At 48.1% G+C, this 23,788-nt stretch carries 19 protein-coding genes; all 19 read right to left on the bottom strand.

Going from position 1 to position 23,788, the window contains the following annotated elements; genetic code table 11:
- Positions 1–18: 18 nt before the first annotated feature.
- The 19 genes from AC0YNV_RS37630 to AC0YNV_RS37540 all read right to left on the bottom strand — a co-directional run bounded on the left by AC0YNV_RS37630 (position 19) and on the right by AC0YNV_RS37540 (position 23,701).
- A complete protein-coding gene (locus tag AC0YNV_RS37630) occupies positions 19–1,470 on the bottom strand; it encodes an FGGY-family carbohydrate kinase (protein ID WP_475772648.1) in 1,452 nt (483 codons plus the stop codon).
- A gap of 51 nt (positions 1,471–1,521) precedes the next feature.
- A complete protein-coding gene (locus AC0YNV_RS37625; protein WP_475772647.1) occupies positions 1,522–2,412 on the bottom strand; it encodes a carbohydrate ABC transporter permease in 891 nt (296 codons plus the stop codon).
- Between the two features lie 143 nt (positions 2,413–2,555).
- Positions 2,556–3,413 (bottom strand): ABC transporter permease, encoded by an 858-nt coding sequence (locus tag AC0YNV_RS37620; protein WP_475772668.1) that lies wholly within the window; start codon positions 3,411–3,413, stop codon positions 2,556–2,558.
- A gap of 73 nt (positions 3,414–3,486) precedes the next feature.
- Positions 3,487–5,160, bottom strand: coding sequence for an extracellular solute-binding protein (locus AC0YNV_RS37615; protein WP_475772646.1), 1,674 nt, complete (start codon positions 5,158–5,160; stop codon positions 3,487–3,489).
- 355 nt (positions 5,161–5,515) lie between these two features.
- Positions 5,516–6,223: a glycerophosphodiester phosphodiesterase gene (locus tag AC0YNV_RS37610; RefSeq protein WP_475772645.1), complete on the bottom strand. Its 708-nt coding sequence runs from the start codon at positions 6,221–6,223 to the stop codon at positions 5,516–5,518.
- A 41-nt stretch (positions 6,224–6,264) separates the two neighbouring features.
- Positions 6,265–6,879, bottom strand: a complete 615-nt coding sequence (locus AC0YNV_RS37605) for a histidine phosphatase family protein (RefSeq protein WP_475772644.1) — start codon at positions 6,877–6,879, stop codon at positions 6,265–6,267.
- A complete protein-coding gene (locus AC0YNV_RS37600; RefSeq protein ID WP_475772667.1) occupies positions 6,876–7,883 on the bottom strand; it encodes an NAD(P)-dependent oxidoreductase in 1,008 nt (335 codons plus the stop codon). The genes AC0YNV_RS37605 and AC0YNV_RS37600 overlap by 4 nt, the downstream gene beginning before the upstream one ends.
- A 221-nt stretch (positions 7,884–8,104) precedes the next feature.
- The gene (locus AC0YNV_RS37595; protein ID WP_475772643.1) at positions 8,105–8,989 is read right to left on the bottom strand and encodes a sugar-binding transcriptional regulator; all 885 of its coding nucleotides are present in this window, start codon (positions 8,987–8,989) and stop codon (positions 8,105–8,107) included.
- 474 nt (positions 8,990–9,463) lie between these two features.
- Entirely contained in the window at positions 9,464–10,228 is a 765-nt protein-coding gene (locus tag AC0YNV_RS37590) for a phytanoyl-CoA dioxygenase family protein (RefSeq protein ID WP_475772642.1), read from the bottom strand.
- Positions 10,229–10,269: 41 nt separating this feature from the next.
- The gene (locus AC0YNV_RS37585; RefSeq protein WP_475772641.1) at positions 10,270–11,223 is read right to left on the bottom strand and encodes an ABC transporter ATP-binding protein; all 954 of its coding nucleotides are present in this window, start codon (positions 11,221–11,223) and stop codon (positions 10,270–10,272) included.
- Positions 11,213–12,196 carry an ABC transporter ATP-binding protein gene (locus AC0YNV_RS37580; protein WP_475772640.1) on the bottom strand — a complete coding sequence of 328 codons (984 nt, stop codon included), beginning with the start codon at positions 12,194–12,196 and terminating at the stop codon, positions 11,213–11,215. Before AC0YNV_RS37580 ends, AC0YNV_RS37585 begins: the two co-directional genes overlap by 11 nt.
- Positions 12,197–12,199: 3 nt before the next feature.
- Positions 12,200–13,090 (bottom strand): ABC transporter permease, encoded by an 891-nt coding sequence (locus AC0YNV_RS37575; protein ID WP_475772639.1) that lies wholly within the window; start codon positions 13,088–13,090, stop codon positions 12,200–12,202.
- A 38-nt stretch (positions 13,091–13,128) separates the two neighbouring features.
- Positions 13,129–14,094, bottom strand: a complete 966-nt coding sequence (locus AC0YNV_RS37570) for an ABC transporter permease (protein WP_475772638.1) — start codon at positions 14,092–14,094, stop codon at positions 13,129–13,131.
- A 26-nt stretch (positions 14,095–14,120) separates the two neighbouring features.
- The gene (locus AC0YNV_RS37565; RefSeq protein ID WP_475772637.1) at positions 14,121–16,121 is read right to left on the bottom strand and encodes a peptide ABC transporter substrate-binding protein; all 2,001 of its coding nucleotides are present in this window, start codon (positions 16,119–16,121) and stop codon (positions 14,121–14,123) included.
- 487 nt (positions 16,122–16,608) lie between these two features.
- Positions 16,609–17,886 (bottom strand): histidinol dehydrogenase, encoded by a 1,278-nt coding sequence (gene hisD / locus AC0YNV_RS37560; RefSeq protein ID WP_475772636.1) that lies wholly within the window; start codon positions 17,884–17,886, stop codon positions 16,609–16,611.
- A gap of 18 nt (positions 17,887–17,904) precedes the next feature.
- Positions 17,905–19,965 carry a hypothetical protein gene (locus AC0YNV_RS37555; RefSeq protein WP_475772635.1) on the bottom strand — a complete coding sequence of 687 codons (2,061 nt, stop codon included), beginning with the start codon at positions 19,963–19,965 and terminating at the stop codon, positions 17,905–17,907.
- A gap of 139 nt (positions 19,966–20,104) precedes the next feature.
- Positions 20,105–21,790, bottom strand: a complete 1,686-nt coding sequence (locus AC0YNV_RS37550) for an extracellular solute-binding protein (RefSeq protein ID WP_475772634.1) — start codon at positions 21,788–21,790, stop codon at positions 20,105–20,107.
- A gap of 61 nt (positions 21,791–21,851) precedes the next feature.
- Complete coding sequence (locus tag AC0YNV_RS37545; RefSeq protein ID WP_475772666.1) at positions 21,852–22,718, bottom strand: carbohydrate ABC transporter permease; 867 nt, start codon at positions 22,716–22,718, stop codon at positions 21,852–21,854.
- Between the two features lie 29 nt (positions 22,719–22,747).
- A complete protein-coding gene (locus AC0YNV_RS37540; protein ID WP_475772633.1) occupies positions 22,748–23,701 on the bottom strand; it encodes an ABC transporter permease in 954 nt (317 codons plus the stop codon).
- Positions 23,702–23,788 lie beyond the last annotated feature (87 nt).

The raw sequence follows: 23,788 nt of genomic DNA, 5'->3' as shown, positions 1-23,788 counted from the left end.
TCTTCGTTTCCTGGGGGTTCAAAGATAGCCGTTTTCCTGCAGTTGTTCTTTAAAGCGGTCATAATTCGCCACATACCGTTCAAAGCGCTGATCGCTTAGCGGCTTTGTGACATGCTCCAATTGAGTCATATTTCGGTTTGCTTCCTCCAAATGAGAGAAGTATGTGCCGGAAGCCGCAAGAATAGCTGCGCCAACGGCCGCTTCAGCATGCTTCATTTTGTATATCGGCTTCTGCATGACACAGCTTCTTATACGCAGCCAGGTCCGGCTGTTGCTTGCTCCACCCGCTGTAAATATCTTGGATATCGTTTCGCCCGATAATTGTTCTATGATTTCATATGACAACTTCTCCAGATAAGCAACGCCTTCCATTCGGGAAGCAAACCTTTGAATTTTATTCAAACCGGGCGAGTCAAACCCTCTGGCTTTGTCGGAAATAAAGGGAAACCGCTCGCCCGCCTGCTGCAGCGGATACGAGATCCATGGCGTAGGGACTAGTGATTCGGCATGATGGTTTAGTGCTTCCAATTCCTCATCTTCATATTCTGCGGCAACCCAATCGCCCCCTGTATTGCTTGCGCCTCCAGGCATCCAATAGCCTTGCGGATGTTTGTGGCTGTATAGACGGCCATGCGGATCAACAAGCCTGTTTCGCGTAACGCCCTTGATAACCATTGTGGTGCCAATTGTGGTATTCCAGTCCCCTGGCTTGACCGCGCCGGATGCGATTTGAGAAGCACAGCCATCCGTCATTCCGAGCACGACCTTAACCGTACCCGGGAATCCCGTTTGCTTCGCTACCTGCAGATCAAGGTGACCGATGACCGTACCTGGCGGTGAGACTTTTGGAAACCAGGACGCTGGCAAATGAAAGGTATCTGCTATATAGGATGGCCAGCGCGAGTCTTCAAGACTGTAGCCTGATTTCAGGGAATTGGAATAATCGGTCACTCCCCAGACCCCGCTTAATTTCCCGATGATATAATCGGCCGCGTGTGCCCACAGTCTGATCTTGCTTGATTGTTCTGGGAAGCTGCGTGTATACCAGATTATTTTGGGTAACCCTGACGAGCTGGTGAACGTATGATAGCCCTGACTTTCTCCAGCCAACACTGCTTCATTACATGCTCGTGCTTCCAGATGTGATCGCGGATCACTGTACATCAAGGCTGCGCTTAATGGATGGAAGCTGCTATCCAATGCGATCATTGTTCCTGATGTCGCAGTAACGGAGATCGCTTGAATAGCGTCCGTCATATCCAGCCGTTTCAGGTCAGCAGCTGCCTGTTTCAAACATTGTAAGAGAGTATACCACCACTCCTGCGGAGATTGCTCCTCTCTTGAACTCACCCATTCAAATCGCTGCGACCGTGACGATAAAACATCACCATGGCCGTCGACGGCCATTACCCTCACGCCTTGCGTGCCTATATCCGCTCCGATAAATACAGGATGGATTTGCTGCTGCACTCCCTATTCCCCCTTGCTTAATCAGGTTGTCCATTGTTCATTGAACTTGTTTTATTCCTTAACGCTGCCAAGTACAATTCCTTTGGTAAAATAGCGCTGCAGAAAGGGATAAACCATAAGAATGGGTAAGGCACCCAGGAATATTTGTGCAGCCCGTACAGTTCTCGTAGAAATTTTATCGTACTCCTTCAGCGTATCTCCCGTTCCGCTTAGCGAGCTCAGGTCCAGGTCGATTACGATAGTCCGAAGATAGGTTTGCAGCGGATAATGGGTCGGTGTATTCATATAAATCATTCCGTCGAACCACGCATTCCAATGGCCGACGATACTGAATAAGCCGATCGTTGCCAGTGCAGGCATCGATAACGGCAGATACACTTTGACCAGCGTTGTCATATGCCCCGCACCATCCATCATCGCAGCTTCATTCAATTCCTTGGGCAACCCCCGAAAAAAGTTCAGCAGCAGCAAAACATGAAACACGGGAACTGCACCGGGAAGGATAAGCGCCCATATCGTATCGAGAATTCCAGTTGCGCGGACAGTCATGAAGGTGGGAATCAATCCGCCATGGAAGAGCATCGTGAATACCAGCAGCCAGGCATACAGCGTACGCTGTGGAAACACCTTCTCTTCCTTTGATAACGGATAAGCCAGCAGAACAACTAATATCATGTTAATGGCTACCCCAAGCAGCACACGCTGCAGCGTTACTCCAATTGAACGAAGAAACTCAATTTTAGTAAGTACAAGCTCATAAGCATTAGTTGTGAATTGAACCGGCCACAATTTAACATATCCACCCGCAACCGCTACGTCGGAGCTGAGAGAGATAGCAAATATATGCAGCACCGGAAATATGCAGGAGAGCGAAAGCAAGACAAGAAACGTATGGTTGCAAAACATGAACAATTTGGATGTGAATGCAGCATTCTGAACCAACAGCCTTCCTCCTCAGGACTAAATGGTTACACACGAATATCTGTTTAAATACGGATAGAGGAGAGCGGGACGTTGAAGAGCCACAGAGTGCTTCAACGTCCCTCTCCGTCCGGACCAGCAGATTGCTCAAGAAGGCCGCAGCCCTAGAAAATGCGGTAATTCGCAAAGCGGTAGGCTAAAAGATACGAAACCGATATGAGAATAAAAGAAACAACCGATTTGAAAAGACCCACCGCAGTCGCCAATGAATATTGAGCCTTCTGAATACCCATCCGATATACAAGCGTGTCGATGATATCTCCGCTTTCATAAACCGCACTGTTGTACAGGTTGAATACCTGATCGAATCCCGCATTCAGAATTTGACCAAGACTTAGCGTAGCAAGAAGGATGATTACAGGCATCATACCCGGCAGGGTAATATGCCAAATCTGTTTCCATCGATTGGCTCCATCGACAACGGCAGCTTCGTATAAATTCGGGTTAATACTGCTGATTGCCGCTAAATAGACAATTGTGCTGAAACCGAAATCCTTCCATAGATCGGTACCTACAAGAGTATATGGAAATATTTTGGGGTCACCGAGGAAAAATACAGGTTGAAATCCCAGCCATTGCAGCAATAAATTAACAATTCCCGTAGACGGAGACAATATATCGATGAGAATGCCGCCCAATATAATCCATGACAGGAAATGCGGCAAATAAATAAGAGTCTGTATACTTCGTTTGATAAACCGGATACGGATTTCATTGAGCAGTAGAGCTATCAGAATCGGAAATACAAGCCCTGCGATTACCTTCATCACCGCAATGTATATGGTATTCCATATGACCTGATATATATTAGGCAGCGCCATCATGTATTTGAAATTATCCAAACCAACCCATTTCGACCCGAACAATCCATGTGTAGGCTTGAAATTCTGAAAGGCGAGCGTGATGCCGAACATAGGAATGTAATGGTACACAATGAGTAAAGCAAATCCGGGCAAAATCATCAAATGCAGCGGCAATCGTGAAGACCTGATTGTCCGTAAATCCCCCACTCTTCATCACTCCTTACCTTCCATTCTATTTTTTCTGCTGGGCATACCATTCGTTTACTTCATCCGTGATTTCTTTACCACCGAGTTTATTCCAGTCCTCGACGTACTTGTCAAACAAATCGAGCGAGCCTCCAAGCAATATTTTATTGAATACTTGACTCGTCAAGTCGTTCAGGGTACTGCTCCTGTCCGCCATCATATCTGAAGGAAGCCCGTAATACTCATCATAGTTGAACAGGTTTTCATTCATATATTTGTCGATAACCGTCTCCGCTCCATCAGGACCGAATATTTTCGCATAACGCCACATGGACTTGTCGCCAGCCTGATACTGCTTCACCTGTTCGTAATAGCCTCTGCCTTCGGGATTCAGCTTGCTTTCGTCCCCATTCAATGCCGCTTTAATTGCAAGATGGTGTTCAAGGTTCTTCGTGGCACCGAATGTTCTTACCTCCTGGTACAAGTAGACGGCATAGTCCCCATCGTACATGTATTTGAAATCCGCTGTTTCCCCGAACATCTTCTCTACGTACAGATTCATCATTTTAATAATGGCTTCCGGATTTTTACAGTCTTTATTTACGACCCAATATGCGCCAGGCATTGCGGACACCTGTGGCATAGCCGGCTTATCGTCGACAGAGGTGAGAGGATACATCTCCCAGACCATGCCTGGATCGTTCTCCACGGCTCTGTTCAATTTATTCAACGGCTCAGAGAAGCCACCGTAAAACATGCCGATCTTGCCGGCAACGATATCCTGGAGCAGCAGTTCGGCTGTTTTCACTGTGAATTCCTTGTCGATTTCGCCTGTTTTTACGAGCTCCTGAAGCTTGCCGAGCGCCTGTTTCATTTCTGGTTGAAGATTACTCATAACAAGTGCGTTGCCGCCGGAATCCTTCACCCACATGTTCTTATTCGCGTGATAACTGTTGAAGAATCCTGTCATGCCGCCGAACCCGCCGAAAATATTCTGGTAGAAGCCAATCCCGAATGTATCGCTCTTGCCATCTTTGTCCGGATCGTCATTTTTAAATGCTTTGGATATGGCCAATACATCGTCCGTGGTCTTCGGTGGCTGCAAGCCCAGGTTATCCAGCCAATCTTTACGTATCCAGAGCATCTGAGCCCCTTCGCTTGGCGAACTGACATATGGAATGGCCATCAGCTTCCCGTCAATTGCAGCCGATTCCATGCCTACGCCCCCATCACTACGGAGCTTCTCATCGGCAAGCTGCGAAATATTATTTTTATATACGTCGGTCAGATCGGCAGCCACTCCAGCATCGACCAGCTGCTTGAGCTGAGCCGGCTGTACCCGGAAGATATCCGGCAAATCGCCTGATGCTATCGAAACATTCAGTTTTTCATAATAAGCCGTTCCATCTGTCACCCATTTATTACCAATTTTGACCCCGTACGTTTCCTCCAGCAGCCTTGAAAAAACATTATTGTCCAGCGAGTCACCTTCCGGGAAGGTAAGCGCACCCGGCATTTCGCGTACCATCGAAACGGTGATTGGTGGATCGTATTTGCCACTGGCGTTTGGCTGCTCTTCGTTTCCAGCTTGACCGACGTTCTCCGGTTCTTGTACAGGCTCATTTACTTGTCCACTGGTATTGCTTGAACAGGCGGACAACAAAAGTGTAAAAGCCAGAATAATTGTTGTTGCGGTAAAGTAGAATCGATTCTGATTCACTATAATTCCTCCATTTGATTCTCATATTTTTATAAAAGTAAACGCTTTCAATTTACAATCGTTCTCTCAGCCGAATACCATATTTGGATACCAATGGCCCAGAACGAGGAGACGATCTCTCAACTATGTAAGCCCACCTCCTTGCAAATGCTTATGGTTTGAGTGACCATTATCAACTTTGGACATTTGCTCAGTTTTGAATTATTTGACCACGCCATGATCTTAGCATACCCTCAAATGAGTCGTCAACAATCTGATTGTAAAGAATTGGTTGAGCCTAAATTCAAGCCGCGCATACAAAGAAGCACTATATCAGCACACTGATATAATGCCTCGAATGGATATTCTCCCCGCTTTAGCGGGACTCCAGAAATGATTTCCATCGTTCCAATTGATTGGTGCATATCAAAGCAGACGGGTATCTGCTCATCACAAGTTCCATCTCCACATAACTATCAACAGGCCATGCAATCAGTTGAAGCCCTTTTTCCTCAATCATTCTGGCATATTGCTCCGTCAGGAAAGAGAGCCTTACCGCCAAATAACTGGCCTGAATTTCCTTAACAAAAGGAAACACGTAGGGCAAGCTGCCATGAAAGACCAGCCCGATTGGAATATCCCTATTCAATTCGCGCAGGCGGGCCAAAGAAAAATGATCAAACGAAATGACATATACCTGTTCGATCATTCCCACCTTGAGAACCACATCAAGCACCGCTTGTTCAAGACCCGGATACAGGTCTCCTTCCTGCTTCATCTCGATGCTGACAATGATCCGATCCTTCAACAAAAGAAGCGCTTCCTCCAAAGTAGGAATCACTTCCGTCTCACCAATCCTAAACTGACAGAGCTCAGCAGCTGTATAGTCCTTCACATATCCGGTTCCATCTGTCATTCTCTCAAGTGTCTTGTCGTGTATGACTACAGGTACTCCGTCTTTGCTAAGATGCACATCCAGTTCCAAATGGCTGAAAGACAACTCGCACGCCGATTGAAAGGATGGCAATGTGTTCTCATGATATTTGACCGGATAACCTCTGTGCGCTATGCCTCTTACAGTCATTCTTAGTCCCTCCCAGGCTACTTAGCCAACTTATCAGGTCGTTACCCAAAGCTGTCGTATCTGCTGTTCAGCAGCAGGATGCGCATTTCCTCTTCGTGAACCTCCAGTACAGAAACACTCGCATTATGGATGTTCAGCTTTCTGTAACCTCCAAGCGCCATTCCTAATATACCTGCCATCAGAATCCTTATAGCTGTACTATGACTGACTACGAGAATCCGTTTATCGGGCTGCTTAGCATATTGATCCGTCATAAATTCAAACATGCGTTTATATACCGAAGCTGCCGTCTCTCCTGTATCTCCGGCTCTCACCCCAGCTGGATCATTACACCAATCCTTCCAGATATCCGGATATTTCTCCACGATTTCACGAGCCTTCAACCCATCCCAAAGACCAAAATCAATCTCTGTCAGCCGTCGATCCTGAATGACGGTCAACTGCCTCTGCTGTGCGAATGGCATAGCTGTATGCACCGCTCTTTGCAGATTGGAAGCATACACCAGATCGATGGGAACGGACTTCATGAAGGTAGACGCAAGATCTGCTTGCTCCACTCCACGGGGGGATAACGCAATATCAGATAGGCCGCAATAACGATTATGATCACGGTTCCATTGGGTTTCTCCATGTCTCATCAAATAGATTCGGGTCAAGAGCTCCCACGCTCGCTTATAAGGACAGACCGATTAAACAGCTGCCGGATTTCAGTGTTATTTTGTGAAAACCACTTTTCCAGCGCATCATTCATAATGGCGACGCTATATCCATCAACCTCGTAAGAAGCACCTGCAATGTGCGGGGTCGCATAGACATTGGGAAGATTTATCAGTTCGTAATCCGACTCGTCCGGAGGTTCGTGGTAGTACACATCCATTACAGCACCTGCGATGCGCTTCTCCTTCAATGTTTTGAACAAAGCTTCCCGGTTAACGACTGCTGCACGTGCACTGTTAACAAACAGAGCATTTGGCTTCATCAGCTTAAACAAGGATTCATCAATTAATCCAATCGTTTCATCGGTTACCGGCAAGTGAATGGACACAATATCACTTGTTGAGAATAATTGTTCTAACCCGCATGATGAATAATCCGTGTTTGGTAATTGCTTTATATAGGGATCAAAGTATTGGATCTTACATGAGAAGCCTTTAAGAACCGCCGCAACTCTTTGCCCAACTCCCCCAAATCCGACAATGCCCACCGTCTTGCCGCAGAGCTCGTGCCCACGGAACTGGAGATATGATTCATGCGCATCTCCCTTCCACTCCCTGGATTTCAGCCACTGCTCCCCTTCACGCATTTTCCTTAAAAATACAATTAATCCCGCTGCCACTAGTTCAGCCACTGCCTGTCCGTTTCGTGCGGGGGTATGAAATACCGGAATTCCCTTTTTTGTTGCGCTTTCAACGTTTACGTTTGAAGGTGTTCCCCGGCATACACCGATAAATATCAAGTTGGTGGAGCTGATCACCGCATCATCCACATGATCATGTTCCGTAATCAAGGCATCCGCATTCGTTTCTTTCAGCAGTTGAAGCAATTCATCGGCATGAAAGGCTCTGCCATGATCTTTCCATGGTCTGAAGTGCACGTTTCCATAACGCCCTACTTCTTCCAACGCCTCCGGTGTATAAGGGGCCGTCACTAAAATATTCATTAGAATCCCTCCTTTCATAAGTCTTCCTTGGTTAATGAACATTTGTCCAATTTTGACTAATTTGTCCACTTTATTCATCCTACCATTTTTCTTTTTTTCTGTAAACGGATTTCTCCCTGTATAAATTAATCCTGATTTCCAACCAAACAAAAGTAAGCCAGCAATCACTTTTAAGGTGATTACTGGCTTGAACGCTGTATGTTTGTCCATTTGCCGCACGATTAAGTATGTTCCAGCAGTGATTCCGCTGTTTCTTCTGACGTGATCAGCACGTGAACAAGTCCACCATTCAAAGCACCGAGAATGGACTTCGTCTTACCGACTCCGTGTGCAGTACCGATACGCATCCCTATTCGCAGGAAATCCTCCGGTGAAGCACCGACAATTCTGTCACTGAGATCTTTATTCGAAAACTTGCCTTCCTCGTTGAAAAAATGAAAAATAACATCGCCGACACTTGCAGAGGACAGCATACCGCTATCCAATCCGCGAACCAGACCCGAAGATATAATGGTCGCATCTTCTCCAGTGCCGCCTATGCCCACTACCGCAGCGGATACATTGCTGATCTCCTGTACAATATCCTGAATGCTTGGATCCGTGAGAAAATTATTCTTGCTTTCCTCACTCGCTGCCACCGCCGGCGCAGGAAACAAAAGCGGCCTGCCCCGCAAAGCCTGTGCCCACAATTGAATGACCGACGCTGCCGGAATCAGCTCTTCTTTGGCACCGGAACCTCCCGAGAGCTGCACGATTTTCAAATCGGGACGGGAGTCGCATAAATGCATTTGGGTTCCGATCTCATATAACGTCCTTCCCCAGCCTAATCCTATGGTCCCATGTGTTGGAAGCACGGAGTTGAGATATTGGCTGGCCAGCGTTTCGTAAGAATTAGCCGACTCTTCCTTTCGGAACACGACGCAATCCTTTAAGTTATATTTGCCCGAGATCCGTTGTTCAAGTGCGGTGCATCGTGAATTTTCCAAATCCGAACGAATATGAAATTGAATGATGCCCCGATCCCGGGCTTCACTAAGAAACCGGGCTACTGATGATCGCCCAATTCCTAACTGATCCGATATTTCCTGCTGATTCATGTTAAGCATATAATACATCCGCGCAACACGTTCGAGAAAGCTGTCTTTCGATATTTGTTCATTATTAAATGTTTTTACCATATCTGCCCCAATCTATTACCTTTCTAAACATATGTTCATTTTTTAACCATATGTCCATTATCTTAGCATGTGGGTATCTTTTTATCAAGAATACTTTTGGAATCCCCTATCTGGGACCCCTAAACATCATACCAAGGAGCTTTTGCGTTTCTCAAACCTCGTATTTCTTCAAAATAGGAATCCTGCCCGTTACTTCAACAAACGAAAAAGGAGCTGCCGCGCGGCAAGCTCCTCACTAATGTTCTTCGTTAGTTAAATCATTTAGTTGATATCAAAGGGTCTTTAAATGCTGCTTTCCGGTCCGCGAGCCGTATGAGACTGCTCCGGACGATGTGGCGCCACTAACGCTTTGACTTCAAAGGGGGGGGATATGTTGCCCTCATCTGGACGAGCCTGCAGCATCTAACCATTATTGGCGGAGCAAATTTGAATTCCTGGCCAGTGCAGCCATATGTTTCGCATCGGTTCCCGCCAATCCCGGTCGTGATCGATATGTTTCAGCCGGAAAAAGCAGGCGTACCGGATATTCGGTGAGACGTTGGGTCCGATCCCGTGCGCGACCTGATAATGGACCAGCACTGCATCCCCAGCTTGACCGGTAATCTGAACCGGTTCGGGCATTGTGACGGGCGGCATTCCTTTAAGCAGCGCTTCGGGGCCGTGCTCGCGGAAATACGATTCAAACAGGTGGTGAGTGCCCGGCCAAACCGTGAAATTGCCCGCATTCGAATGAGGCAGATCGTTGAGAAACACACCGAGCAGAGCCGTAAAATTGGAGATAGTGCCCGCAGGGACGCCATTATTCGGCGAATGCATACCGTCCAGGTGATATCCGGTTTTTAGGGTAAGAAGCTCGGCCTTGGCCGGAAAACGCAGCGCTATTTGGCCGCTGCCGACCGGCCTCAGCTTGCCTTCCCCAATCACAGATTCGGCCAGCTCCCAAGCCGGAGTCTTGGTCAGCAGTCCCGTAATGACCGGGTCTTTTTGCAATTCCGGACAGTAGGACTGTGCCCGAAAAACAGGCATTTGAACGGAATCCATCCCTTCGCCTATGGAATGGTTGATCGCCTTGATCGCCTCCTCCACCATCATTCTCGGGACGACTCCAGGAAGCTTGACATATCCGTGTTCCAATAAGTGTTTTCGCTGTTCATAGGAAAGTTTCATCGATCGTGACCTCCATTCATATTCCTTATCTAGCTTCTTCGTTAACCGGCGAAATGGCAAGCAGCCTCATGACCCGGGCCGATCGTTCGTTTCTCCGGTTTTCGAGTGCGGCATTGCTCGTTTGCCATCGGGCAGCGCGGATGAAACGCACAGCCGGCTGGAGGATTGAGCGGCGACGGCATTTCCCCCCGAATTTCGATCATCTCCCGCTTCACCCCCGATTCCGGGATTTTCAGCACCGATTCCATTAATACCCGCGTATAAGGGTGCTGCGGATTCATGAAGACCTCCTCGACCGGCCCGTTTTCCACAATTTCCCCCAAATACATGACCGCGACATCGTCGCTTAAGTACTCCACCACCGCCAAATTGTGAGAAATGAAAATGCAGGTTAAATCGAACTCCTTCTGCAATTCCTTCAAAAGAATCACAATTTGCAGCTGTATGGAAACATCAAGCGCCGAAACGGCTTCGTCGCAAACAATCAGCTTCGGCTGAAGGGCGAGCGCTCGAGCGATTCCAACCCGCTGCTGCTGTCCACCGGACAGCTCGGTCGGATAAGCGTCCGCGATGGACGACGGGAGACCGACGCGTTCAAGCAGTTCATCGACCCGCTTCCTTTGTTCTTTTTTTGTCCCCACCTTATGGATGATCATCGGATCCTGAATAGTGCGCCCGACTGACATACGCGGATTCAGAGCCGATAACGGGTTTTGAAAAATCATTTGCATTTGCTGGCGTTCTTGTCGCAGCGCTTCCTTGGACAGCTTCGTCAATTCCTGCCCGTCGAACCAAATCCGCCCCCCGTCCGGTTCCAGCAGCCGCAGGACCGTACGCCCCACAGTGGACTTTCCTGAACCGCTCTCGCCAACGAGACCGAACGTTTTGCCGCGGGGAATGCTGAAGGACACATCTTCCACAGCTTTCAGCGTTTTGCCAGAAACGTTGAAAACCTTTTTGATTCTGTCTACGACCAGAAGCTCGTTAGATAACACGATTTATCACCTCTTCCGCGCGGTGGCATGCAACCGTATGATCCATTCCGATTTTACTCAATTCGGGAATGTCGCGGCTGCACCGTTCGTTCGCTATTGGACAACGGGACACGAAGGGACAGCCGGCTGGCGGCATTGTCGCGATGGAGGAACTTCCGGGTATGGGCACGAGCTTTCGGTTGCGGCTGCCAATCTCGAGAATCGACGTTTTCAGTCCGGTGCTGTACGGGTGAACTGAACGACGGATAAATTGTTCGACGGGTGCGCTTTCCATCACCTTTCCTCCGTACAGCACCACAATCCGATCGCAGAAATTCGTGGCGATCCCGAAATCGTGCGTAATGATAATCGTGCTCATTTGCCGCTTCTCCTTCGCCTTGCGCAGCACCGCCAATACCTGCATTTGCACCGTGACATCGAGCGCTGTTGTCGGCTCGTCGGCAATCAGCAGTTTCGGCTGACAGGCAAGCGCGATCGCGATCATCACCCGCTGCCGCATTCCACCGGAAAACTCAAACGGGTAGCTCCTGTAACGGGTTTTTGGATCGGGGATGCCGACCTCCTCGAGCAGAGCCAGACTTCTATTGTAAGCCTCCCTTTTACCGCATAGGCGGTGAACCAACATCGCCTCCGCTATTTGATCTCCTATGCGCTGGATCGGATTCAGGCTGGTCATCGGATCCTGGAACACAACGCCAATTTCCTGGCCCCGAATTTCTCGCAGCTCCCGTTTGGATAAGGCCAGAAGATCCCTACCCTCGAACAAGGCTTTGCCCTCGGTCACATTACCATTGCTTCCGATCAGCCCGAGCAGCGACAAGATGGAAACGGATTTGCCCGATCCGCTCTCCCCCACAATGCCAAGCGTCTCGCCGGGCTCCACTTCGAAATCCACGCCGTTCACGGCGTAAACCCGGCCATCGGGCCGTTCAAACGTTGCGTGAAGATCGATAACCTCGAGCAAAGGTTTCATCTGTTACGCATCTCCTTTCGGATTGAGAGCCAACTGCAGCCCGTTTCCAACGAAAAGAAACGACAGCAGCGTAAGAGCGAATACGCCTGCCGGGAAATAGAGCATCCACGGAAAGCCGAGAATATTTTGTCCGCCTGCGGTCATCAGGTTACCGAAGCTGGGCATCGGGGGCTGAAGACCAAGCCCGACTACACTCAGCGCGGCGTCCAGCGTCATGGCCGTCGGCAGGCTGAACGATAGCGACACGATGACGCTGCCCATAATGTTCGGCAGCAAATAGTACCGGGCGATGTGAAATCTTTTAGCACCCAGTGAACGAGCGGCCTCCACCATTTCACCGTTTTTCAAAGAGAGAACAAGCCCCCTGATCAACCTGGCGTGATGTGCCCATTGGGTAATACCGATGGACAAAAAGATCGGAAACAGCCCTCGGCCAAGCGTGACAACCAGAATAAGATTCAAAAAATAGGAAGGGAACGCAAACATCAAATCCACAATCCGCATAATGATATTTTCGGTCACGCGGCCGGCGAAACCGGCCCACAGCCCCAAAACCGCGCCGATGATGAACGCTACCGCCGTTGCCCCGAACGCAATGATGCAGGCGAACCGAATGCTGTAGATAATCTGGCTAAACATATCGTGGCCGAGGCTGTCCGTGCCAAACAGAAACCTCCAGCTCGGACCTTCGTTCGCATGGGTATAGTTGGCCTGCTCGTAGCCGTACGGCGCGATCCACGGTCCGATTGCCGCTATCACCAAAACGACCGCCACCCATACCAATCCCACAACCGCCAGACGGTTCCGGGAAAACCTCCGCCACGCCAGCGAACCGCGTGTAACCTTCCGTTCCGGGATCGTCTGGATCCCCGCCATGCTTTGGGCTGGACTCACGTGAGCTCCTCCTTTGTTCTCCTCGTTTGTTGAATGGCTTATGATCCCAGCTTCACTCGGGGATCCAGAATGCTGTAGATGATGTCGACAAGCATACTCATGAACATGACCAGCAGCGACAAGATGAAAATGGAGGTCACCGCCAGCGGGTAATCATTAGCTCCGAACGCGTTTCCAAGCAGGGTGCCCAGTCCGGGAATGGAGAACAGGTTCTCGATCCAGGTCGCGCCGACGACAGTAAAGGCGATCTGCGGACCGATGATCGTGACCAATGCAACGAGGGAATTTCGCAGCGCATGCTTCCGGATAAGTGCCGATTCCGAAACGCCTTTCGCTTTCGCTGTACGAATGTAGTCCTGGTTTAGCGTGTCGATCAGGCTGCTGCGCATATATTGCGTGATCGAACCGATATTGCCGATAGCGAGTGCGATTAAGGGAAGAACGATCTGCTGGGGCGTCCCCCACCCGTTGATCGGCAAAATGGGCCAGAATACGCCGAAAATCAGCATCAGGAAGACGGCGATCACGTATGGCGGTATGGCCTGACCACCCAAGGAAAGCGTCGTTAAGCAATAGTCCACCCAGCTGTTGCGGCGGATTGCAGCAAATATGCCGAGTGGGATCCCAATCACGGCCGCGAGGAAAGTCGCACCGATTGCCAAAAACACGCTGATGGGAAAGGCTGTTTTTAAAGTGTTTGCGATCGGGGTCGTTGAATTTTGAAAGGACGTGCCGAAGTTGAACGTAAACGAATGAATGATATACAGATAAATCTGCTCGTAAAGCGGCTTGTTCAAGCCGTATCTTTCCTCCCATTGGTGCATCAGGTCGTTGTATGCCTGCGGATTTGCCGCGGATAACGCTCCCGTTTGCTGGGCGACGAGCTGCTGATTGAAAAAGCTGCCTGGTGCGTAATACATCAAAGTATAGGACAAGGCGATGATGATGCAGGTGGTAATCGCGATCGCAAGGAGCCGTTTGACGAGAAATCCGGTGAACTGCATGGGGAACGCCTCTTTTCGTCAGAGATTTACTTTCCTTGGGAAGACTCCTCTTTCACGGTCAAGTACTGGAGTTGGAAGAAATTGCCGAACGAAAACTTGTTGAATACTACGTTGCTGATCCACGGTTTCACAATATAAATGTCTTTCGGCGTATAAAGCGGTACGGCCCACCCGCTGTCGATGATTGATTGCGCCAATTCCCCCGCGTAAATCGGCGCTTTCTCGAGATCGCTCGCCCCTTGACGGGCGGTTAATATATTCCACTGTTTGGCATAATCCGGCCGGTTTTGGTGCTGCCATACCTGCATATCCAACCCGGTGGCGTTCCCGACAAAATTCCATGCATTAACCCAAGAGTCATGCTTCTCCTTATCCGTTTTTGCGCTTTTCCAGGCATCGAGATATCCCTGCCATACCGTCTCGTTGCTTGGAAGGGGGGTAAGCGAGTCCCGATACGCTTCATCTGTCTGGGAAGCTGCGAATTGGGTCAAGAAAGTGTTATCTTTTTCGAAAGCGTCCTGCAAGAGCTTCCAATCGGAATCTTGAATACCCCGCTGCGCATCGTCGGGGTTGCCGTATTTGGTTACGGAGTAGGGATTATTTGTCTCAAAACTTGCTTTCGCGACGTATTGTCTCCAGGAAGGCGGGTAGCTGTATCCATACGCTTCATAGGTTTGCAGATCCATATTGGCCGAATCCCACCAGTTGACGACGCCGTTCGAGATAAAAAAGCCAGGCTTGACATCTTTGTGATAGCCTCCCCAAATAATATCTCCATAAAGCGACCCCGTCGTCGGTTCAATAACGGCGTTGATACCTAAAGTGTCCTTCAACTGGTCAGCTGCGGACACCGCTGCCAGTACCTGCGGATCGCCCACAGCCGGAGTGTAAATGTGCAAGGTGGGAATTCCCTTACCCCCCGGGTATCCTGCCTCTTGCAGCAGCCGCTTCGCCTGTTCTACATCTCTCGGAATCCCTTTCTGGTATTTGGCGCTTGGCCAATCAGGCGGTCCGAATACGGATGTGGGGACAACCATGCCGTTCATGACTTTATCGGCGATGATCGAACGGTCAATGACCATCGCGATCGCTTTTCGAATGCGTTCATCATCGAGCGGCGACTGTTCCAGCGCTTTGTTGAAAATGAGTCCCTGCACCTGCCAGTTCGGCTCCTCGTGCAAAACATCCGGCATTTTTTTTCGTAGAAAAACGTAATCCGACGGGTTGGAAATCGGTGCCACATCCAATTGTCCGGCCATAAACGTCTGCGCCGGAGTGGACGGAGTCGGAATAATATTGATTTCCTCTACATTGCCGACATTAAATTGCTTCGGGTTACCCACATACTTCTCGTTTCGGACTAGCTTAAGCTTGCCGTTCGGCACAAACGATTTCACCACGAAAGGGGCGTTCCCGACGAAATAGTGCGGCATAAACCAATCAGTCGGATGCGCTTCGACGATGGGCTTGTAAAGCGGCATTGCCGCTGACAGCGGAAACCAGCCGAGCAAAGAAGGATGAGGCCGCGCCAGCGTGATACGGATCTCATAAGGATTGACCACCTTGACACCGACCTCGTCCGGTTTGACCGCCCCGTTATGATAATTGTTGCCGTTCACGACAAACTGCATAAAGCTTTCCCATGTCGGCGCCTGCGTATTTTGTGGAGACATGAAACGCATCCACGCGTAATAAAAATCTTCTGCGGTAAGCCGTTCCCCGTTGCTCCATCTGGCGTCCTTGCGCAAATAGAACGTCCATGTCAGTCCGTCTTTTGAGACGTTCCAGCGTTCCGCCACTTTCGGAACCAGGTTCAGCTTCGTGTCGTAACCGACCAAGCCCTCAAGAATGGTCCCTTGGCTTACCAGAATTTGCGCCTGCCAGGCATGTGGATCAAGACTTGTCATCGCCGGCTCCGCCACAGTTACTGCACGCTGGTCCTTCGCATTCTTCGACGTGCATCCGGATAGCATTGCGGCCGCCATCCAAACGGCCAACAACGTAAGCGCTATCATTTTTCTCGACAATTTATTTCCAACTCCTTTCCTGAATTGGGTTGAAAAACAGAGAAGAATGAGCAAAAGCTTGTGGGGCGACATTACGATGGTGTCACAGTAATTATATTATTCATGTGTTTGGCAATTTAACATACTTTCTAGAACTCATTTGGAACTAATTTCAAAACTTTGACCCAGAGTTTAGGCCGGATGATTGTTTTAAAGAATAATACACAGATTTTATTCACCTCACACGACCGGAAAACCTATGGTTGATCATTACTCTCATAATAGTTTTAATGACTTACTGATATACAGTGTTGTGTAAATGTGAAAATGCTTGGCAAAAAGCCACTTCTCAGTCTCCTCCGGACAAGCTTAGACTCACCAAAAAATTCGGATTGAAATCACAGGCAAAAGGATTCATATTAACAGGTTAAGAGAATAAAATAAAGCCGGCAGCCAAATTTCGGCTGCCGGCCGTATAACGCCAGCTAATAATAAATCCTGAACTTTATTACTTAACTCCATATCGTCGGACCCGAAGCAGCGCTTGCTCTCGGTGTCCCATAAATCTTTCGATTTCGCACAGACGGGCTGCGTATTCCCCTAGTAAGACACTCGCTTCCGGTGTGCATCTTTGGTATGTGCAGGTTTTAAGGAATTTTCCCACCCAGAGCCCACCGGTATAACGGGCGGCTTTTTTCGTAGGCAGTGTATGATTCGTTCCAATGACCTTGTCACCATAAGCCACATTCGTTTCGGGACCAAGGAATAGCGCTCCATAATTGGTCAGTCGCCCCAAGAAATACGACGGATCCCGGGTAAGAACTTCCACATGTTCGAATGCAAGCTTATCCGCCTCTAGAACCGCCTCCTTCTCATCTTTAACCAATATGACAATTCCATTGTCTCGCCATGCAGCTCCCGCAATGTCAGCCGTAGGAAGAGTCAGCAGCTGACGATCTATTTCTTTAAATGTTTCCATCGCCAGCGCTTCTGAGGTGGTAATTAACGCACCCGGGGAAGTCTCGCCATGCTCAGCTTGCCCAAGGATATCGCAAGCGACCATCTCCGCATCAGCCGTATCATCCGCGATCACAAGCGTTTCCGTAGGGCCTGCCAGAAGATCAATACCGACCCGGCCGAACAGCTGCCGCTTGGCCTCTGCCACATAAGCGTTCCCCGGACCAACCAGCATATCTACCGGAAAGATGGACTCGGTTCCGAGCGCCATTGCGGCAAGAGCCTGTACACCCCCAAGAATATAAATTTCGTCCGCCCCAGCGAGCACCATGGCGTAAACAGTCGCCGCCGGGATTTGGCCTTCAATCGGTGGGGTGCACGCCACGACCCTCTTTACTCCGGCAACCTTTGCAGTTAATATGCTCATGTGCGCAGATGCAACCATAGGATATCTTCCACCTGGAATATAGCAGCCTACACTGTTTACCGGTATATTTTTATGCCCCAGCACCACTCCGGAAATGGTCTCTACCTCAACATCGCGTATAGCTTCCCGTTGAACCTCGGCAAAACGTCGAATTTGTTGTTGGGCAAACCGTATGTCGGCCACCGCTTCCGCTGGAACGGACTGTATAACTTCTTGTATTTGCTCTTCTGACAAACGGAAGCTTGCCGGCTGCCATCGGTCCAGTACGGTCGAATATTTCTTCACAGCGGTATCGCCTAGCAATTCCACTTCGTGAATAATACTTTGGACGGTTTCCGTCACTTTCAATTGCTCAGACTGGAGTTCGTCCCGGCTTCTTCCATGTTTAATCACTTTAGCCATGAATACTTTCTCCTTTCTTTATGTACGAATGCAAATTCCGCAGTACTCGCCTAATGCTTTGATCAGAATGCGAAGCCGTATTTTTCCGTTATTTAGTGGAAGGGTATCCAGCAGTTCCACTTCCCCATCCGCGAACAGAGACTCCATCTTAGCTAAACGCTTCCCCACAAGAACCAGTTCAACCTCCAGATTATATAGTGAAATAATCTCCTGAACCGGTCGCAGCGGAGCAGAGGTCGTGTTAATCACATGAAGCATATAACAGCCCACTTCGTTATGGACCAAGTTTAATTGAAACTGTACGCTGGCCGGTGCACTCGATGTCAGCATCTGTTCACCATCCAGTAGGAGATCAACAGCGTTTCCCAGCACAGTCCTGAAATCCTGATGACCGTGCATCCAGATGTTCCTGTCAGCTCCGTAAGGCAAATACACAGACCTTCCTTTCCCATAATGATTCACGATGCAGGTCGGAAATTCCGTTTCGAAGCTTCTCGGCCAAGCTCGTTCCGGCGATTGAGGGTATATTTTCGGAACATACGCAATTGGGCATTCGACTTCAGCTAGTGGTTTTACTAACAGATTGGTGCCCCAGTTCGCTATCAACTGGGTTTGCTCGAAACCCCTGGTCATCAAATGACTTTGCCGCACAAATTGATAGCCGTACTGAGAACAATCTTTTTTGATTCCGGTAAAAGAACAGCCGAAGACGTCACCCAATCCAAGGTTCTTCCTGGGAGTACCGTCCGGATCATACAGGGACGTCTCATAAGTAGCTAACAGTTGTCCTCCGTTATAAACATATTGCCTGATATGTTCCATTTCCTCATCCGATAAGCAAGCCCCGTTGGGGATAGCCAGACATTTGACCTTACTTAGGGACTCCTCCGACATGTTCTGGTCAAGCAGGAAGCTGTATTGAATCTTTTTGGAAATCAATAGCTGTTCCAGTCCGATCAAGTGAGTAATATAAGCATCCTTAGTTCGATCGTCGTTATTAAAAATGTTGTTGCTGTTTCTTGAATAGAAGATGCTGACTTCAGATACGGGCAACTGTTCATTTAATAATTGCTCGTTTTTTTCCATATACTCGTATATATCCTGACACAACAACGAATTTCTACGGTCAAGGGTTGCCGCTGGGTGCTGCCCGTTAAAAATACAGTTCCACAATGAGCCGCCAGCGCTTGCCGCCTGCCACATCCAGATCCTTGTTTCAGGAACCGACGAGGATACATACCGCAGCTCATTGTTTGTTCCTAAATGACCAAACAGCATAACAGGAGTTTTATTCGGCTCCAGCCCTTTTAGAAACTTCATAAGTGTGGACGGGGCATTAAGCGGCTCGCGATTAGCGGTAAACAATGGTGTGACGAGGAAATCAAAATGATCCTTAACTTGATAGAGATCGGAGCTTGTTCCTTTGTAATGGTCATAAAATAATCCGAAAATCTCCGCGCAATATATTTTGTCTTCACCGTGTTTTTTTACACTTTTCCGATAGTTCTCAAGGTGACGGTTCAGATTCAAGGCTTTCCATGCTCGATATACATCATAGTTTCTGTCGCTGAAATCCCCACCGCGGGGAAGCTCTTTACCCATTTCCACCTGGTAGCTCTCCCTGCAATTCTCACAATAGCAGATTCCGTTCTGAAACGGGGCGTTCTCCCATATTCCATCAATCCCATACCTTTCGAACATGATATCCGAGAAACGAAAAGCATGTTCATTACGGTAATAGCTTAAATAACAAGGCGCATAGAGCGGGTTCGGGATTGAGGAGAGATTGGCCCAGAACACGGGCTCTCCCTTCTCGTCCTGCGCAAACCAGTCGGGGTGAAGATCGTAAATGCGTTTATCGACCCCACGGAAGTCAACACGGACGATGACTTTTATTCCTTTCCGGTGGCAGGCTTCCGTTAGATCCTTAAGAATATCTTCGTCTGTCATCAAATAGTTCGGATTCGCTGTTACCAGATCATGGCGAAAAAAATCGATAATGCCTCCACCATTCACCACGATACAGTTTGCGTGGACATCTTCCAAATACTTGACGACGCTATTCGCATCATAATTCACGACATCCGGCTCGCGAAGAACCGTTTGTATAATACGCAGCTGCCCCTGATACCATTTCTTCTTATCGTCGTTCATGCTTCAAGTCTCCCCTGATAAGAGGGCGAGGGGCCAAGAGTGTAAGCTCTCAACCCTGCCTTCGTTATTTTTGATGAACTGAATTGTACCATTCATTGACTTCCTTCGTAATTTGGTCACCACCAGATGACTGCCATTTCTTCACGAAGTTATCGAATTCATCGATCGGCAAATCACCATAGATTATTTTGATAAAGGTTTGAGATTCCATCGTACTCAGGTTTTCCCATCGGGACATCATGGTTTTGGTCGGAACACCAATGAACTTATCAGGCATCGAGTATTTTTGGCTTGCGATGTTCACGCTGACCCCTTGATATCGAAGAGCGTCATTGAACAGACTGTCTTTTCTTTCAAAGTTGTTCCTGGGCTCTCCACCTTTGGCCAGATGCCCAAGGGACTCCGACTCCGAAGAAGGAATGCGTGCTCCCTCAAAGGTGATCGTATACTTCTGGGGAATGACCCTCCCACCTGGTATGTCATTCGTATCATAGCTTGCTTTTCCATCTTTCAGAATGTAGTCGTATCCTTCGGCAAATTGATACTTGAATTCATCGCTCTGCATTAAAGCGAAATTCTCGAAGAGGTAGTTTTGATAGACGAAGAATGCCTCCGGATTGGCAGCTTTTTTATTAATCAGCACGGCACCACTAAAGTTTTGAGTACCCAGTCTTCCTGCTTTGCCATCGGGTCCTTTAACAACCGGATACGCCTTCAAGCTCGCAGTAGGGATATTTTTCTGTACATTACGAAGAGGGGTTCTGTCCATCCAAAACGGCCCGGCAACGATTCCCGCCCTTCCTGAGGTAAACAGTTCCGATGCCTTGGTTTCATCATATAAACCAGCTTCCTTCGGGATATAGCCTTTCTTGACCCAATCAGCCAACCGCTGCAATGCCTGTTTGGCACCAGGTTGTACAGAACCGTAAACAAGCGAACCGTCCTCGGCCTCATTCCACTGCTCCGGAATTGTGCCGAATGCACCGAACACGAAGCTTGCCGTGTTTTGGGTCGATCTGAACGAGTCTTTCAAAGAGAATGTGATTCCATAGGTGTCTTTTTTTCCGTTGCCGTCGGGATCCTGATTGACGAACGCTTCCATGATTTTTTCCAGATCTTCTAACGTTTCCGGATCTTTGAACCCGAACTTCTGCATCCAATCCTGACGAATCCACAAGACGGTATCGTTATTCCATGCATAACTGGGAATAGGAATGGCGTAAGCCCCGTCCTCGCGCATAAATGGATACCACATGGTCGGATCTTCGTTTACCGCTTTTTTGTATGTTGGGGACGCGTATTTATCCCACATGCTCTTGACTTCCATAAACTGTCCGGAATCGATCAGATCGTTAGCGAGTTGAGTATCGTCAACAGCCACCACATCCGGCATTGGTTCGGATGCCGATAGCGCCAATCGCATGCGTGTTTCATAAGCTTTATTTTGCGTCGAGGCAGTCCATAGATATTTCAAATTAATTCCCAGTCTTTCTTTTGCCCACCGTGTATGCACGTTGTCTTCCATCGTCTCGCCATTCTTAAATGTCGTTGCTGGTGTTAGGCGACCGACAGTCGAGAGCGTGATAGGAGGATCATACTTTCCTTTGGCTATTGCAGCCGCGTAGTTACCTGCCTCCCCTTTATCGCCAGCGGCTTCCTTAGATGGTTTATCGGTACTGCAAGCGGATATAAAAACAGCACAAACGAGTAATGCGTACAAGCATGTTCTCCTAAGCTGCTTTCCTGTCATACAATTTTCCCCCTATCAAGTGAATGGATAGCACATACAGCAGGTCTTTACAGCGGATTTCCTATTCCTTTACAGCACCCAGGACGATCCCCTTTACAAAATAACGCTGCAATAAAGGATATACCAGCAGGATCGGAAGAGCTCCAATAAATATTTGAGAGGCTTTCACCGTTCGGTTTGACAAAATTTCAAGATCAGCAGGATCAATATTTAATTGATTCGTATCCTGCTGTACAATAACTGTTTGCAGGAATGTGGAGAGAGGGTATTTCTTCATTTCCGTCATATAAATAAGCCCGTCAAACCAAGAATTCCAATGCCAAACCATAGTGAATAAGGAAATCGTGGCTATGGCTGGCAAAGAAATTGGCAAATAGATATTAAATACGGTGCGAAAGTGTCCTGCGCCATCCATATATGCCGCTTCTTCCAATGCTTTAGGTACACCTACTTTAAAAAAGTTCATTAATAATATCATGTTAAAAACATTAATAGCATGGGGGAGAATCAGTGCCCAAATGGAATTAATTAATCCGAGCTTTTGAATGACGATGTACGTAGGGACAAGCCCGGCATGTAACAGCATCGTAAAGACGAAAAACCACATATAGAACGTTCGACCCCGGAAAACCGAGTTTTCCTTGGAAAGAGCATATGCCGTAAATACCATAAGAATCATGGAACAAACCGTGCCGAGAATCGTACGCTGAACCCCATTCCATAGAGCTCGCGAGAAGTTATCATTTCCCAGCGTCTGAACATATGCCTCCACTGTGAAATCGATTGGCCATAATTTAACCAGATTAGCCGAGGCGGGTGCCGCACCGCTGAATGAAACTGCCAATATGTGAATTAAGGGGGCGATACAAACAAGCGATAATAGTCCTGTAAATACCAGGTTGAGGATACTAAAAATACGGTAAGGCATGGATATAAACTTCAATGGTTGCTCACCTCTCAAAAGATGCGGTAATTCGCGAACCGGTATGCCATTCGATAGGCGATCATTATCAGGATAAAGCTGATTACGGATTTGAACATACCCACTGCTGTTCCGAAACCAAAATCTCCAGCAATCAAACCAACCCGATAAACGTAGGTATCGATGATATCTCCCTTTTCATAAACCATCGGATTATATAGATTAAATATTTGATCAAACCCTGCATTCAATATATTGCCTAGTGATAACGTGCCTACAACAATAGCAATAGGAATTAAGCTTGGAATCGTAATGTACAACACTTGCTGAAAACGGTTGGCTCCATCGATAATAGCCGCCTCATATAAGCTTGGATCAATGCCCGACAATGCAGCCAAAAAAACAATGGTGGAAAATCCAAAATCTTTCCAGATGTCACTTGCGACAATCGTAACGCGAAACCAATCTCCGTCACCTAAGAAAAAGATCGGTTCGATACCGAACATGGACGTCAGCATATTATTGACCAAGCCACCGTCGGTGGAAAGCATATCAATGAGGATGCCGCCCAGAATCACCCATGACAAAAAATGGGGTAAGTAAACGAATGTTTGCACAAATCGTTTAAACCACATGGTTCTTAGTTCATTTAGTAACAATGCGAATACAAACGGCACCACTAAATGGAAAACGATTTTCAAGCTTGCAATAATAAACGTGTTCACTATGACTTGCCTGGTCTCCGGAAATTCAATAAGCTTATGGAACTGATCAAGTCCGACCCAAGGTGAGTTGAAAAAACCCAGATAAGGCTTAAAGTTTTGGAAAGCCATAATCAGTCCAGGCAGCGGAGCATATTGAAAGACAAGTACAAGTAAAAAGGCAGGCAGAACCAAAATGTGCAGAGGCCAATTTCGTCTAAAATTCCATTTGGGCCTTGCAGTTTTCTTTGCGATAGGGGCATATATTTGTTCAGTTACCGCTTTCATTTCATTTGATCTCCTTTCCGCCATATTTTTGAGCAGCGACTTATAAGTCCATTTTATCTAAGGCGATTTTGCGAGTAAACGATGCGT

The organism is Paenibacillus sp. JT31N11 (genome assembly GCF_056269285.1).
Note: the sequence above shows the minus strand (reverse complement) of the source record. Positions and strands in the feature narration are given on the sequence as shown.